15 protein-coding genes are annotated in these 12,803 nt (G+C 55.1%); 5 read left to right on the top strand and 10 right to left on the bottom strand.

Annotated elements, in window-relative coordinates:
* Nucleotides 1-11: 11 nt before the first annotated feature.
* The 4 genes from HZU72_RS11880 to HZU72_RS11865 form a co-directional block, all read right to left on the bottom strand.
* Entirely contained in the window at nt 12-878 is an 867-nt protein-coding gene (locus tag HZU72_RS11880; protein ID WP_180092110.1) for a carbohydrate ABC transporter permease, read from the bottom strand.
* A gap of 29 nt (nt 879-907) precedes the next feature.
* Nucleotides 908-1,798, bottom strand: coding sequence for a carbohydrate ABC transporter permease (locus HZU72_RS11875; protein ID WP_009287276.1), 891 nt, complete (start codon nt 1,796-1,798; stop codon nt 908-910).
* Nucleotides 1,799-1,866: 68 nt separating this feature from the next.
* Nucleotides 1,867-3,186, bottom strand: a complete 1,320-nt coding sequence (locus tag HZU72_RS11870) for an ABC transporter substrate-binding protein (protein ID WP_180092108.1) — start codon at nt 3,184-3,186, stop codon at nt 1,867-1,869.
* Between the two features lie 173 nt (nt 3,187-3,359).
* Entirely contained in the window at nt 3,360-4,310 is a 951-nt protein-coding gene (locus tag HZU72_RS11865; protein WP_180092106.1) for a sugar-binding transcriptional regulator, read from the bottom strand.
* Between the two features lie 133 nt (nt 4,311-4,443).
* On the opposite strand from HZU72_RS11865, the gene HZU72_RS11860 reads away from it, so the two are divergent.
* A complete protein-coding gene (locus tag HZU72_RS11860; protein WP_180092104.1) occupies nt 4,444-4,755 on the top strand; it encodes a YqfO family protein in 312 nt (103 codons plus the stop codon).
* Nucleotides 4,756-4,771: 16 nt separating this feature from the next.
* Here the strand turns inward: HZU72_RS11860 and HZU72_RS11855 are convergent, their stop codons facing one another.
* A complete protein-coding gene (locus HZU72_RS11855) occupies nt 4,772-5,329 on the bottom strand; it encodes an NUDIX hydrolase (protein ID WP_022520502.1) in 558 nt (185 codons plus the stop codon).
* Nucleotides 5,330-5,423: 94 nt separating this feature from the next.
* On the opposite strand from HZU72_RS11855, the gene HZU72_RS11850 reads away from it, so the two are divergent.
* Both HZU72_RS11850 and HZU72_RS11845 read left to right on the top strand, forming a co-directional pair.
* Nucleotides 5,424-6,095, top strand: coding sequence for a CoA pyrophosphatase (locus HZU72_RS11850; protein ID WP_180092102.1), 672 nt, complete (start codon nt 5,424-5,426; stop codon nt 6,093-6,095).
* Nucleotides 6,092-6,760 (top strand): 2OG-Fe(II) oxygenase, encoded by a 669-nt coding sequence (locus HZU72_RS11845; protein WP_180092100.1) that lies wholly within the window; start codon nt 6,092-6,094, stop codon nt 6,758-6,760. The genes HZU72_RS11850 and HZU72_RS11845 overlap by 4 nt, the downstream gene beginning before the upstream one ends.
* Nucleotides 6,761-6,774: 14 nt before the next feature.
* On the opposite strand, the gene HZU72_RS11840 is transcribed toward HZU72_RS11845, so the two are convergent.
* Nucleotides 6,775-7,731 carry a L,D-transpeptidase family protein gene (locus tag HZU72_RS11840; protein ID WP_180092098.1) on the bottom strand — a complete coding sequence of 319 codons (957 nt, stop codon included), beginning with the start codon at nt 7,729-7,731 and terminating at the stop codon, nt 6,775-6,777.
* 419 nt (nt 7,732-8,150) lie between these two features.
* Here HZU72_RS11840 and HZU72_RS11835 point away from each other — a divergent pair, with 419 nt between their 5' ends.
* On the top strand, nt 8,151-8,576 hold the full coding sequence (locus HZU72_RS11835; RefSeq protein WP_180092096.1) for a PRC-barrel domain-containing protein: 426 nt from the start codon (nt 8,151-8,153) through the stop codon (nt 8,574-8,576).
* A gap of 190 nt (nt 8,577-8,766) precedes the next feature.
* Here HZU72_RS11835 and HZU72_RS11830 read toward each other — a convergent pair whose 3' ends face one another.
* Nucleotides 8,767-9,189, bottom strand: a complete 423-nt coding sequence (locus HZU72_RS11830) for an OsmC family protein (protein ID WP_278369073.1) — start codon at nt 9,187-9,189, stop codon at nt 8,767-8,769.
* A gap of 204 nt (nt 9,190-9,393) precedes the next feature.
* Here HZU72_RS11830 and HZU72_RS11825 point away from each other — a divergent pair, with 204 nt between their 5' ends.
* Entirely contained in the window at nt 9,394-10,299 is a 906-nt protein-coding gene (locus HZU72_RS11825; RefSeq protein WP_180092094.1) for a DMT family transporter, read from the top strand.
* On the opposite strand, the gene HZU72_RS11820 is transcribed toward HZU72_RS11825, so the two are convergent.
* The 3 genes from HZU72_RS11820 to HZU72_RS11810 form a co-directional block, all read right to left on the bottom strand.
* Nucleotides 10,253-11,101: an MOSC domain-containing protein gene (locus tag HZU72_RS11820; RefSeq protein WP_180092286.1), complete on the bottom strand. Its 849-nt coding sequence runs from the start codon at nt 11,099-11,101 to the stop codon at nt 10,253-10,255. The two genes, HZU72_RS11825 and HZU72_RS11820, sit on opposite strands and share 47 nt — an antisense overlap.
* 71 nt (nt 11,102-11,172) lie before the next feature.
* A complete protein-coding gene (gntR, locus tag HZU72_RS11815; RefSeq protein WP_180092092.1) occupies nt 11,173-12,168 on the bottom strand; it encodes a gluconate operon transcriptional repressor GntR in 996 nt (331 codons plus the stop codon).
* A gap of 86 nt (nt 12,169-12,254) precedes the next feature.
* Nucleotides 12,255-12,782: a gluconokinase gene (locus tag HZU72_RS11810; RefSeq protein WP_180092090.1), complete on the bottom strand. Its 528-nt coding sequence runs from the start codon at nt 12,780-12,782 to the stop codon at nt 12,255-12,257.
* Nucleotides 12,783-12,803: the final 21 nt, after the last annotated feature.

Genomic DNA, 12,803 nt, shown 5'->3' with positions numbered 1-12,803 from the left:
AGGAATATCCTTTACTTGACGGCACCAAAGGTCAGGCCACGTACCATTTGTTTTTGGGTCATCCAACCAAGTATCAAAATCGGCGCAATCGCCATGGTGGAAGCGGCGGACAATTTGGCCCAGAACAGCCCCTCAGGGCTTGAGAATGAGGCGATATAGGCGGTTAACGGCGCGGCATTTGAGGTCGTTAGGTTGAGACTCCAAAACGCCTCGTTCCAACTCAAAATGACCGATAGAAGGCCCGTTGAGGCGATACCCGGCAGCGTGAGCGGCAGCAGCAGAAAGAACACTTCCTGGAGGGTTGAGGCACCGTCCATACGCCCTGCTTCAAGAATGTCTTTGGGCATATCTTTAAAGAAGGTGTAGAGCATCCACACCACAATCGGCAGATTCATCAAGGTATAGATGATGATTAGCCCGGTGCGAGTGTCGAGCAGCCCGGTGTCTCGGAAGATCAGATAAATCGGCACCAGCACGCCCACCGAGGGCAGCATCTTGGTGGAGAGCATCCACAGCAGCGTGCCTTTGGTGCGTTTAGTGGGCAAAAAGGCCATGGCGTAGGCTGAAGGAATCGCAATCAGCAGCGCGAAGAACGTTGAGCCAAATGCCACCGCAACGCTGTTGAGCGCAAAGCGTGCATAGCCGGAACGCGCGTGCACATCCTGGTAGCTCTCTAAGGTGGGCGAAAAAATCAGCGAGGGGTCGGCAATCGCCGCTGTTTCCGTTTTAAAGCCAGTCAGGATCATCCAGAAAATCGGAAAGAAGATCACCAGCGCCACCGACCACCCCAAAAGCGTCAGCAAGATGCGCTTGCTTTGCGCCGACCGCCACCCTGACACCGAGCGTGGCGCTGCGGTTTTGGAACTTAATGTTGTCATCGAAGTACTCCCAAGACACAAGTGCCGGTCTAATCTTCCAGGTTCTTGGCTACCATACGAACCAGGAAGATCGCCACGATATTGGCGAGAATGATCGCAATCACCCCCCCGGCGGAGGCAGTGCCTACGTCAAAATCCAGCAACGCACGAATGTAAATCAGGTAAGCCAGATTGGTCGTCGCCAAGCCAGGCCCACCGGAGGTGGTGACAAAAATCTCAGCAAAGATGGTCAGCAGGAAAATCATCTCAATCATGATCACCACGCTGATGGCACGCTTTAGATGCGGCAGAGTGATAAAGAAGAAAATCGCCACCGGCCCTGCGCCGTCCATCCGCGCCGCTTCCACCTGATCCTCATCCAGCGACTGCATAGCGGTGAGCAGAATCAGCAGTGCAAACGGCAGCCACTGCCATGCAACGATGATCACAATCGACGTCAGCGGCAGCGAGGAGAACCAATCGACAGCGGGCAGGCCGATGGACTCAGACAGCCACGCCAGCACCCCGTTAGAGGGATGCATCATCATGTTTTTCCACACCAGGGCACTCACGGTGGGCATTACAAAAAACGGTGAGATCGCCAGCACACGAGCGATCCCGCGCCCCGCAAACTCCTGCTGAAACAGCACCGCCAGAAGGGTGCCGCCCACCACGGTAATCGCCAGCACCCATCCCACCAGCAGCAGCGTGTTGCCCATAGCGGCCCATAGAGCAGGGTCGGTGAGAAGGTATTCATAGTTTTCCAACCCGGCAAAGCCAGTCATACCGGGCATTAGCAGGTTATAACGCTGGAAGGAGAACCATAGCGTCATACCCAGTGGCACAATCATCCAAAGCAATAGCAGCGTTACAGCAGGCGCTTGAAGCGAAAGCGTCCGTAGCCCGCCGACCGTCCGGCCAGAAGCACGTGTTTTATTCATGTAAATACCTGCAGAACCAGTGTGGGGGCAATGCCTGCCGAGTTAGCCAAGGCAGGCATTGCGGGTCATCAGTCTAGATAACCGGCACGCTGCATGGTGCGTTCGGTGGCACGCTGAGCACTGTCTAGCGCCTGCTCCACCGTGGTGTCACCGGTCAGCGCCGCGGCAATGGTTTGGCCTACCTGGGTACCGATCGACTGAAACTCTGGGATGCCGACGAACTGCACACCCACGTAGGGGTTAGGTTCCAGGGTAGAGTCGGTGGGGTCGGCGTCCTGAATAGCCTTTAGCACGAAGTCAGCAAAAGGGGCTGCTTCGGTGTACTGCTCATTGGCGTAGGTCGACTCACGGGTGCCTGGGGGGACACTGGTCCAGCCTTCAGTTTCACCGACCAGCTCAATGTACTCTTGCGAGGTCGCCCAGGTAATAAACTCAAGCGCCGCTTCCTGGTTCTCTGAAGAGGCTGGGATAGCTAGCGCCCAGGACCACAACCAGTGTGAGCCTTTAGGTGTTTCTGCCACGGGTGCTGAGGCAAAGCCTAAGCTGTCCGCCACATCGGACTCATTGCCGTCATACAGCTTGCCCGCTGCCGAGGTGGCATCTACCCACATCGCGCAATTGCCGCGGGAGAACAGCGCCAGGTTTTCGTTAAAGCCGTTGGAGCTAGCGCCTGGCGGGCCGTAGTCGTTGAGCAAATCGACATAAAACTGGATAGCGTTAACCCAGGCTTCAGAGTTGAGCTCAGGGTTCCACTCTTCGTCAAACCAACGACCGCCGTAGGTATTCACCAGAGTGGAAACAAAGGCCATGTTTTCGCCCCAACCTGGTTTACCACGCAGGCAGATCCCTGCTACCCCCTCTTCACTGCCATGCAGTTCACCCGCCCACTCACGCACTTCGTCCCAGGTGGGCTGATCGCTCATTTCAATACCCGCCTTCTCAAACAGATCCTGACGGTAGTACATCATTGAGCTTTCGGCGTAGAAAGGGAGCGCATGCAATGTGCCGTCCAAGCTCAAACCATCGCGCACCGAGGTCAGAAGATCGTCTTCATTGTAGTCGTCGGGCAGGTTATCCAGGGGGGACAGCCAGCCGCGCTCTGCCCAGATAGGTACTTCGTAAGTGCCTATGGTCATCACGTCGAACTGGCCGCCATCGGTGGCAATATCGGTGGTCATCCGCTGACGTAGCACGTTCTCCTCGAGCACCACCCAGTCCAGGGTGATATCAGGGTGAGCTTCTTCGAAAGCCTCGGTGAGGCTCTGCATGATCACCATATCGTTGTTATTGACCGTAGCCACGGTAATTTCGGTTTGCGCCTGGGCATGGCCCGACATGGCAATGGCGGCCGCTAGCGTGGTAACGGGCAAGTGACGTGCGAGTCGCATAAAGCACTCCTATGGGCTTGTATTGGCATTGTTGTCGCCTTGATCTTATTGATCATCTATCGAACAAATGATCGTACGTAAGCCAAAAAAAAGCAAAGCCGATTAGCTTAGACTTTACGCTAATTCATTATTCCTAACGCATATTGCAGTGCACGCAACTGGGCCTGAAAGCCCTAAAGTGCTTCAACGATCTGCCGAGCAGCCACTTCGTCAGTCACCAAGCCCTTCAGCCAACCACCACGCAGCGCGGCGTGAATCGCCGGGGCTTTTTCACGGCCACCGGCAATCGCCACCATATGATGCTTACCAAAGCGCTCCAGGGGAAGGCTGGTAACTCGCCGCGTAATCGAACAGTCGATTACCTCGCCGTCACGGTTCAGCGGCCAGCCTAGCAACTCCCCTACCGCTTTCAGTCCCAGCAACTCATCCAACTCGCTTTCGCTAATAAAGTGGTCTTGAAACAGCGTAGCCTGGCGGTCGATGCGCCCAACGCCGATAAAGGCAGCTTCTGACTGCCGTGCCACATCGGCAATCGCCGTAAAGAGACGCTGGGCCAGCATTGCCTCTTTTTCAGCCAGCGACTCTGCCACCACCGGCGCGGGCAGTAAAAAGCGCTCACCACCGGTTTTATCCGCCATCACCATTACTGCATCGTAGCGGTTAGCCGAACCATCTCGGGCGACATTACCCACCAGCGACACAAAGCGATGCTGGGGCCGCTCAACGCGACTAAGTGCTTCCACCGCTGCCCGCACCGAACGCCCGGTGCCTAGCGACAGGGTCAACGGCTCACTGCGCTCAACCAGCTGCGCAATGCGCTCGGCAGCGGCGACTGCCAAGTAGGAGGCGGCGCCATCAGCTGCGTGGCTATCGGCAGGTACCACTTCACAGTAGGTCAAGCCAAAGTGATCGCGCAGCGTGCTGCCTAGCGCCATACAGTTAGAGATAGGATGATCAATATGTACTTTGACTAACCCCTCCTGGCGAGCCAACGCCAATAAACGCTGCACACCGGGTCGTGAGACACCCAGTTGGCTGGCGATCTCATCCTGAGTCATTCCACCTACATAGGACATCCACGCGGCTCTGGCCGCCTGATCCAGCTTTACCTCAAATTTATCCATAGGATGGCTCATCTAACAGTCGTGGGTAAACGTCATAAAAGCATCATCATACAAAGCCAAGCTCGCGACCAGTAGTCGCCTATCCGCTAACATAGTTAGCGTTTCACACTGGATCGCCCCCTTGGAGGTCAATATGTATAAGCTCGCATTTTTTGTCCCTATAGAAGATGCCGAAAGTGTTAAGCAGGCGGTATTCGAAGCCGGAGCTGGGCGTATAGGGGCGTATGAAAACGTCTGTTTTCAAACCCGAGGCACGGGGCAGTTTCGCCCAACGGAAGGCGCCCACCCGCACATCGGCTCGGTGGGCAGCTTGGAAAAGGTCGAAGAGTTCAAAGTCGAACTGCTCTGCGATGAGGCGCATATTCACGGCACCATTGCGGCCTTGAAGCTTGCCCACCCCTACGAAGAAGTCGCTTATGATGTGTGGCAACTCGCCGACCTATAACCAGACTTTTAAAGTATTACGCACTGCCAAAGTAACGCTCGCGATCTTCTGGCGTTACCATGCTGATATGCAGCGGAAATTCATTGCGGGGGCGGTCAGCGTAAAAATGCTTGAGGGTACGTTCAATGGTCATGAAGGCAAGCTCATCCCAAGGGATTTCATGCTCTTCGAACAGCGCGACTTCCAGGCTTTCCGGCCCGGCGCTAAAGCCGCCGACTAGCTCGGCACGAAAAATCATATACACCTGATTGATATGCGGCAGGTCAATCAGGGTGTAGAGGTTGGCCAGTTCGACCTCGGCACAGGCCTCTTCACGGGTCTCTCTGGAAGCTGCCTGCTGGGTTGATTCGGCATTTTCCATGTAACCGGCGGGCAGTGTCCAGTAACCTTTGCGCGGTGAAATCGCCCGCTTACAGAGCAGTACTTTACTACCGCTGACGGGAAGCGTGCCGGCCACGATGCGTGGGTTCTGATAGTGAATCGTGCCGCAGGCATCGCACAGGTAGCGAGGCCGGTCATCGCCTTCCGGGACGGCAAAACGTACTTTATCACCACACTGGCTGCAAAAGTTCATCGCGTATTCTCAACGGCTAGTGAATAGAAGCCTTGACGCGCTTGACGTCAATGACCGCTGCTGGGTAAAAGAGAACAAAGTAACGGGATACCCTATGTTAGAAAAACTGCGTAAACAGCTGCAACAGCTGACTCCTCAACGCTTGGATCACATCGTGATGCCCGAGGCCGCCGTGCTGTTGCCGATTGTCGAGCGCCCAGCGCCTACCTTGCTGTTTACCCGCCGGGCCAGCCATTTGAGCACCCATAGCGGCCAAGTGGCGTTCCCAGGCGGCAAACGCGAGCCCTTTGATAGCGACCTTTACGCCACGGCACTGCGCGAGGCAGAAGAGGAGATTGCCCTCGACCCCGCTCTGGTGCAACCCCTGGGACGCCTGTCGGACGTTATTTCGCTGCACGGTATTCGCGTTACCCCCTGGGTGGTCATTATTCCGCCGGATTTACCGCTGATTGCCGACCCCGGTGAGCTAGACGCTATTTTTGAAGTGCCGCTAAGTCACTTTTTAGACGATCACCGCACCCATACCGACGTGATTACCGTGGATGGCGTTGCCCACTACGTGCCCAGCTATCATGTGGACGGCCATGTGATCTGGGGATTATCTGCCATGATGCTGGTCGAGTTACTGGCCGAAGGCTTCGGTATGCCGATTGATTTATATCAGCGCCCCCAGGGGCCGCTGCGCCACCACCCTGAGCGCAAAAACCGTCTATCTACATCCTCTACGAACGTTTCCAGTTCGGCGCCATCGAGATCCAACCAATGACTCCCAGCGTTGCTACATCTTCACCTGCGCTTCAGCCCGCGACGCAGGTCGCTCTTGTGGATGCGCTGGTTGAACAGGGCTGGTATGTGGGCCGCGGGGTTATTGACCTGGGGCTATGCGACGCGCTGAATAATGAGCTTCTACACCGGGCGGCCTATAACGGACTGGATGAAGCGGGCATTGGCCGCGGTCAACAGCACCTGCTGCGTAAAGATATCCGCGGTGACGCTATTCACTGGCTTGATCGAGAAAGCGCTGCCCAACGGCGTTACTTAGACGCCATGAGCGAGCTACAGCAGGCGCTTAACCACGCGCTGTTTTTGGGCTTATTTGAGTACGAAGCCCACTTTGCCCACTATCCACCTGGCGCTTTTTATCAACGTCACCTGGATAGCTTTCGCGGTCGTGCCAACCGCGTGATATCCACGGTCAGCTATTTGACGCCGGACTGGCCCAGCGACGGTGGCGGTGAGATGGTGATCTACCACCCGGACGCCCCCAACCAAGAGGTCGCCCGGGTGGTACCCGAAGCGGGCACCTTCGCCTGCTTCTTATCTGAGACCATTCCCCACGAAGTGCTGCCTACTCGCTGCCCGCGTACCAGCATCGCGGGCTGGTTTCGGCGCAATGCATCGCTGGGTGGGGTGTTGGATCCAGCACGCTAGCGCTGCACCATCGTTTAGCTAATCGGCACGATCTGGCCATTCGCTTGCTCTAATATTTCACTTACCTGTTCGTAGTTGACGCCGGAAGCACCACTACCGTCATGCTGCTCAATCAATCCAACTACGTTTAACAGCGTTTCCATACCAAATACTTGCTCATCCGTCGCTGTGAAGGCTTGTATGTAACGCTTTCCCCCTTCACCCCAGCCTACTTTGATTGGCGAATCGATAATATTGACCTGAGTGCCTACCGGTACCCGCCAGAAGACCGACTCAATATCTTCCGGATGCATCCGTATACAGCCACGGCTGGCACGCATACCAATGCCATCTGGCTGGTTAGTGCCATGGATCAGGTAACCGGGAATATCCAGCAAAATAGCGTATTCACCCAAGGGATTATCAGCGCCTGGGGGAACCACCGCAGGGGCAGGGTCGCCCCGCTCGGCGGCTTCACGACGAATCGACTCGGGTGGATACCAGGCCGGGTTTTCAAGCCGCATGGTGGTTTCGGTAATTCCCAGCGGGGTGTTATAAGCATCCCGCCCGATACCAATAGGGTATGTTTCGACCCGCGGCGTCTCACCCTCTCCTACCTCGGGGTAGTAGTAAAGGCGTAGCTCTGCCACGTTAATCACAATGCCACTACGCGTTTCATCGGGAAGAATATACTGTCCGGGGATCGTCACCTCGGTGCCTTCTCCCGGTACCCATAGGCTGGTATCCGGGTTGGCCATACGAATTTCTTCATAGCCCACGTTGTGTGCCCGGGCAATATCCAGCAGCGTATCCTCTTCGGTCGCCGTGACGGTATACACCTGGCCCACCATATTGCCCTCTTTAGGCAGCAGAAAATGCCCTTTAGGCAGCTCGCTGCTATCGGCCACAGCGCTTGAGGCTAATAGCCAAGCGCCTAGCGCAACGCTGCTGACGCAGAGCTGTTTAATAATCTGCAAAGGGTGGGAAGTCATGGTCAGGGTTCTCCTTTTTACGCGACCTCACTTTTATCAAACCAAGGATAAAAAGCGAGCCATTTAGAGACGAATATGAACACTGAGCGAAGGCAGGTCAACTCGACAGACTGTCGCATGACGGCGCGGGTAGGCCCATGAGGGCGGCACAGCAGCGATCGTTTTAGTTAAAAGTTTCAATGGAATGGTTGTATTTTTGAACACAGCGACTAACCTGATAGTTGTCTTGGCGCAGTGAAGCGCAAGATAGCGTCAATTATCCCAAAGCATTAAATAGCTAGGGTAATTGACACACCTAGGAATAATAGTATCGGCGTTGCTATCGCTTGTTTTAAACGAAGCCAATACCGCTACTATTGATTTATTCGGGTTGTTACGCGGAGTCGTTAAGCCCAATAAAATCGCAAGGAGCAAGCAAAATGAAAACGATCAAACCCGCTATTCTAGGTACCCTTATGGTTCCGGCCTTTATGTTTGCCGCTGGCAGTGTAAATGCTGAAGAGAGTACCACCACCATGGAAGCAACTTACCTGACAGAAACGCCAGAAAACACTTTCCATGCTGACGCTTTAACCGGCAACCAAGTCAAAAGCAGTGTCGAAGATGACGAAGATATCGGCACCATCACTGATCTGGTAATCGGTGAAGACGGCCAAATCAATGCTGTTGTTGTTGGCGTTGGAGGCTTCTTAGGTATGGGCGAGAAAAACGTCGCTATCGAATGGGACTCGCTTGAGCTGACCAAAAACGAAGATGGCGATGATTATGTCATTACCGTTAATGCTTCAGAAGATGCTCTAGAAGCAGCTGAAGAGTACAATCGCAACGAAGACAAAGACAAATAAGCACCAGCCAGTAAATAAAAGCCTTGGCAATTACCAAGGCTTTTTTAATGCCTATTATTTAAAAAACAAAAACACCTAAGAGGCTAAAATTAGTTTAGTCAACAAAATGGCTCGCGCACACTGTTTATACGCGAGCCATCTATATTAAAAGAACTATCTGCTTATAAGCAAATCACAGCCTAAACAAAATTTAGGCCTTCAGTTTAGCCGTCATGCTAATATCCGCATTAAGCACTTTGGAAACTGGGCAATTCGCTTTAGCCGTTTCCGCTGCTTCCTGGAATGCGGCGTCGTCAGCGCCACTGATCTCAGCCACCACGTCCAGGTGAATTTTCGAGATATCGAACCCAGCATCGCTTTGGGAAAGGGTCACTTTGGCGCTGGTTTCGATAGCATCAGCGGTATAACCCTTCTCGCCCAAAATCATCGAGAGCGCCATTGAGAAACAGCTGGCGTGCGCTGCGCCGATCAGCTCTTCGGGGTTGGTGCCTTTTTCATCTTCAAAGCGCTTGCTGAAGGAGTACTTGGCATCTAAAACGCCACTTTCGGTTGAAACGGTGCCTTTACCATCCTTGAGACCACCTTCCCAACGTGCGCTAGCTTTACGATCCATGAACAACTCCTTGTGTGTGCGATTATGCATAGACATGTTGTCAGACAAGGCCTAACGGCAGTTGCCGCTAGACCACCTAACCAGCGTAGCTGATTTTCTCCTGTTCTGCCGACCCCGTGCTTCAATCGCTTCCATCCCCTTCTATTCGGCCTTAAGCTAGTTAGCTACCTAACTGGATCACCTCTTGAACGTTAAGGACTCGCCATGTCGTCGGCTGATGCGCTGCGCTTGATACTGCTCTCTTCGCTATGGGGCCTGTCGTTTATCTTTATGCGCGTGGCCGCCCCCGAGTTCGGTGCAGTGCCGTTAGTGCTGGTGCGCATGGGCATTGGCGCGCTGCTATTGATGCCGCTGCTGATCAGCCTGCACTACCTGAGACTCATATGGCAGCACAAGGGGCCGCTGCTGTTTTTAGGGGTGGTCAATCACGTACTGCCTTTTTCACTACTGGCACTTGCTACCACGCGCCTTGAAGCGGGCTTTACCTCACTGATTAATGCTACCACGCCGATTTTTACTGCACTAATTGGCGCGCTATTCTTCGCTACCGCGATACAGCGCCAGCAGTACGTGGGGCTCGCCTTGGCACTCCTGGGTGTTTACGTGCTCTCTGCTGATCGGCTCGATTTTGCCCTGGGCGGCGACGGCTGGTTCATTTTGGCCGTTTTAGGCGCCACGTTTTGCTACGGTATTGCGGGTAACTACTCAAAAATGCGCCTTGGCCATCTACCAACCCGGGTGCTGGCCGCAGGCAGCAGCGCCATGTCGGCGCTGGTGCTGATGATTCCCGGCATATTGCTGTGGCCGAGCGAACCCATTAGCCCACTGGCATGGGGCAATGCCTTGGCCTTGGCTGCGCTTAGCACCACGCTGGCTTTTCTGCTCTACTTTGGCTTACTCGCCAGCGCGGGCGCTACTGCCACCTCAACGGTCACTTTTCTGGTGCCGGTGAGCGCGCTGATATGGGGCTATCTGCTGCTTGGCGAAACGCTCAATCTTCAGATTATCGCCGGTATGGTGATAACTCTGATCGGCACGGCGATTGCCACTAAACTGCTTCGCATTAAGCGTCGCGAGTCGCCACCGCCAGTCTATCCCCCACACGAATAACGCTGCCTGCGCCTTCGAGCAGCGTGGCATTTTGGCCAAAATGCGCGCCTTTAAGGCTGGGTTGCGTATTGAGTTCAATCAAGGTTTTTAGCGGTTCAGCAGGGGCAGGCACTGCCGCCGTATGCTGATCGATGGTGGTGATTTTGCAGCGCTTACAGGGTTTACGTAACGCTAGCTGAAAGGCGCCGTTTTGCTCAGTCAACGTAGCCCAGCGATCTTCCGCCCACGCCTCGTCACTCTCTACGACGATATTGGGCCGAAAGCGGTTCATGGGCACAGGAGCATGCCCGCCTGCCACTAGCGCTTGGTTTAGAGCGTCTAACGACCCCGTAGTGGCAACCAAAAAAGGGTAACCGTCGGAAAAGTAGGTGTGCGCAGCGCCGCCATCCAGAAAATCCTCTTCAACGGCACGGGTAAACTCGGTAGCAAAGCGCACCATGCTAAACCCCTGAACCTGCTCGCCTAGAGCGGCGACCAGCCAGCGCGATACTTCATCACTCTCCGGCAGAGCTTTGCAGTGGTCATTCCACACGCTAACCAGGCGCAAATTCCCCTCGGGCTCGGCCAGCGGTACGCTCAACGGCTCGACGTTAGGATGCGACAGCACCAAATACTCATCGGTCAGCGCGACCTCAACGGTGGCAAGCGCCGGGAGTTGGCGTTGGGTCACAAAACGCTGCTGCGCATCCACCAGCATCCAGCGACGATCCCAGGCTAGCCCGTGCTCTTGCAGCTCGCTTTGAGTCACGCTGATGCCTTTTAGCGATTTGACGGGGTAAATATTGAGTTGAGTAATCTGCACGACGGCCTCGCGACAAAAGTAAAAGGCTACTTTAGTCATTTACGCCGCTAACGGCTACTCGATAACGCGCTCTATAAGGTCATCCCCACTTCAATACGATAGCCCAAATCAACCACTTTTTGGGTCTGCTTCTCACCGCGAAGCCGCGCTAATAGCTCCCCCGCAGCTGCTTCACCGATGGCCTGACGAGGGGTGACCACACTCGCTAGGCGTGGTGTCATTACATGGCCTACATCGTGGCCGTGGAAGCCCGCCAGCGCCACCTGCCCTGGCACGTCAATGCCCCGCCGCTGGCACTCGAAATAGGCCCCTACCGCGACGTCATCGTTGGTGCAGAACAGACCATCCGCCGTGGGGTAGTCAACGATCACCTGTTGCAGCAAAGCCGCCCCCACACTGTAAGAGGAGCGCTGGGTGCTCTGCAGGGTGACGGGCGTCAAGCCGTGCTCTTCCATGGCGCGGCGGTAGCCCTGTTCGCGCTGGCGAGTACGCTCATCCAAGCGTACCGCCAGATATATCACCTGGCGACGACCCCGTAAGATCATCTCGCTGACCATGTCGTAGGCAGCTTGAACGTTGTCGTAGCCCACCGCCTGCTGTAGCGGAGGGCGGTGGGTGTCCATGATTTCCACAATTGGAATACCGGCGGTTTCCAGCATTCGCAGGCTGCGCGAAGTATGGTCACGATCTGACAGAATGATGCCGTCGACATTATAGGAGAGCAACGAGGCCAGGCTGCGCTCTTCAAGCTCGGGGCTATAGCCATAGTGAGAAAGCATCAGGTGATACCCCGCCGGCTCCGTCAGCGTTTCGATACCGAGGATAACATCGGCGAATACTTGGTTGGTAAGCGATGGTACCAGCACTCCGATGGAGTGGCTGGTCGATCTGGAAAGCAGATCCGGCGCACGGTTGGGAATATAACCAATCTGTTCAGCAATCGAGAAAATGCGTTCGCGCAGGCCTTCCGAGACCGTTTCAGGGTCACGCAGGCAGCGGCTTACCGTCATTTTGGTAGCCCCGACGTGGTCGGCAATATCCTGCAGGGTGGGGCGTTTTTTCTTCAAAAAATAACTGCCTTATTCAAGGTGTAAGCATTGAGGTCTTCCCTAAAGCTGACCCCAATGCTTATTTTTCCTTTAGCTTAATTCCTTTAAATGGGCGAGCGGCTGGGCGTCGGCAGCGTGGCAGCAAATTGCGTTACGATCGCTTGGGGCGATAAAGCGATCGAGGCATTGAAGGCCTCCTCTTCACTGGGCGGTTCCAAGTCGGCCAGTTGGCTGGCCAACATGGTATCGCCTTTAAAGAAGTGCCCTGCCCGGGTTTCGAGCCGTTCAAGCAGTAACTCCCGGCTGCCCTCTAAATAGAGAATCTGCAGCGCTGGGTCACCTTGCCGCAGCCGATCGCGGTAGCGCTTTTTTAATCCGGAGCAGGCAATCACCAGTGACTCCCCTCTTGCCCGATACTCGGCCAACAGCGCCGCCAAGGTGCCCAGCCACTCACTCCGATCATCGTCGTTGAGCGGCGTGCCACTGGCCATTTTGGCCACGTTGGCGGGTGAGTGATAGTCATCGCCATCGATAAACGTGGCGCCCAGAATCAGCGCCAACTGGTGACCAATGTGCGACTTTCCGGAGCCGGACACGCCCATCACCAAAATACGATGCGAGTGGGTCTTCACTGCGGCTCTCCTATTCATTAC

The organism is Vreelandella sedimenti (genome assembly GCF_013416325.1).
Classification (GTDB): Bacteria; Pseudomonadota; Gammaproteobacteria; order Pseudomonadales; family Halomonadaceae; genus Vreelandella; species Vreelandella sedimenti.
Note: the sequence above shows the minus strand (reverse complement) of the source record. Positions and strands in the feature narration are given on the sequence as shown.

Coding starts and splice junctions, on each gene's coding strand:
- HZU72_RS11880 (WP_180092110.1), bottom strand. CDS start 878: ATGACAACATTAAGTTCCAAAACCGCAGCGCCACGCTCGGTGTCAGGG.
- HZU72_RS11875 (WP_009287276.1), bottom strand. CDS start 1,798: ATGAATAAAACACGTGCTTCTGGCCGGACGGTCGGCGGGCTACGGACG.
- HZU72_RS11870 (WP_180092108.1), bottom strand. CDS start 3,186: ATGCGACTCGCACGTCACTTGCCCGTTACCACGCTAGCGGCCGCCATT.
- HZU72_RS11865 (WP_180092106.1), bottom strand. CDS start 4,310: ATGGATAAATTTGAGGTAAAGCTGGATCAGGCGGCCAGAGCCGCGTGG.
- HZU72_RS11860 (WP_180092104.1), top strand. CDS start 4,444: ATGTATAAGCTCGCATTTTTTGTCCCTATAGAAGATGCCGAAAGTGTT.
- HZU72_RS11855 (WP_022520502.1), bottom strand. CDS start 5,329: ATGAACTTTTGCAGCCAGTGTGGTGATAAAGTACGTTTTGCCGTCCCG.
- HZU72_RS11850 (WP_180092102.1), top strand. CDS start 5,424: ATGTTAGAAAAACTGCGTAAACAGCTGCAACAGCTGACTCCTCAACGC.
- HZU72_RS11845 (WP_180092100.1), top strand. CDS start 6,092: ATGACTCCCAGCGTTGCTACATCTTCACCTGCGCTTCAGCCCGCGACG.
- HZU72_RS11840 (WP_180092098.1), bottom strand. CDS start 7,731: ATGACTTCCCACCCTTTGCAGATTATTAAACAGCTCTGCGTCAGCAGC.
- HZU72_RS11835 (WP_180092096.1), top strand. CDS start 8,151: ATGAAAACGATCAAACCCGCTATTCTAGGTACCCTTATGGTTCCGGCC.
- HZU72_RS11830 (WP_278369073.1), bottom strand. CDS start 9,189: ATGGATCGTAAAGCTAGCGCACGTTGGGAAGGTGGTCTCAAGGATGGT.
- HZU72_RS11825 (WP_180092094.1), top strand. CDS start 9,394: ATGTCGTCGGCTGATGCGCTGCGCTTGATACTGCTCTCTTCGCTATGG.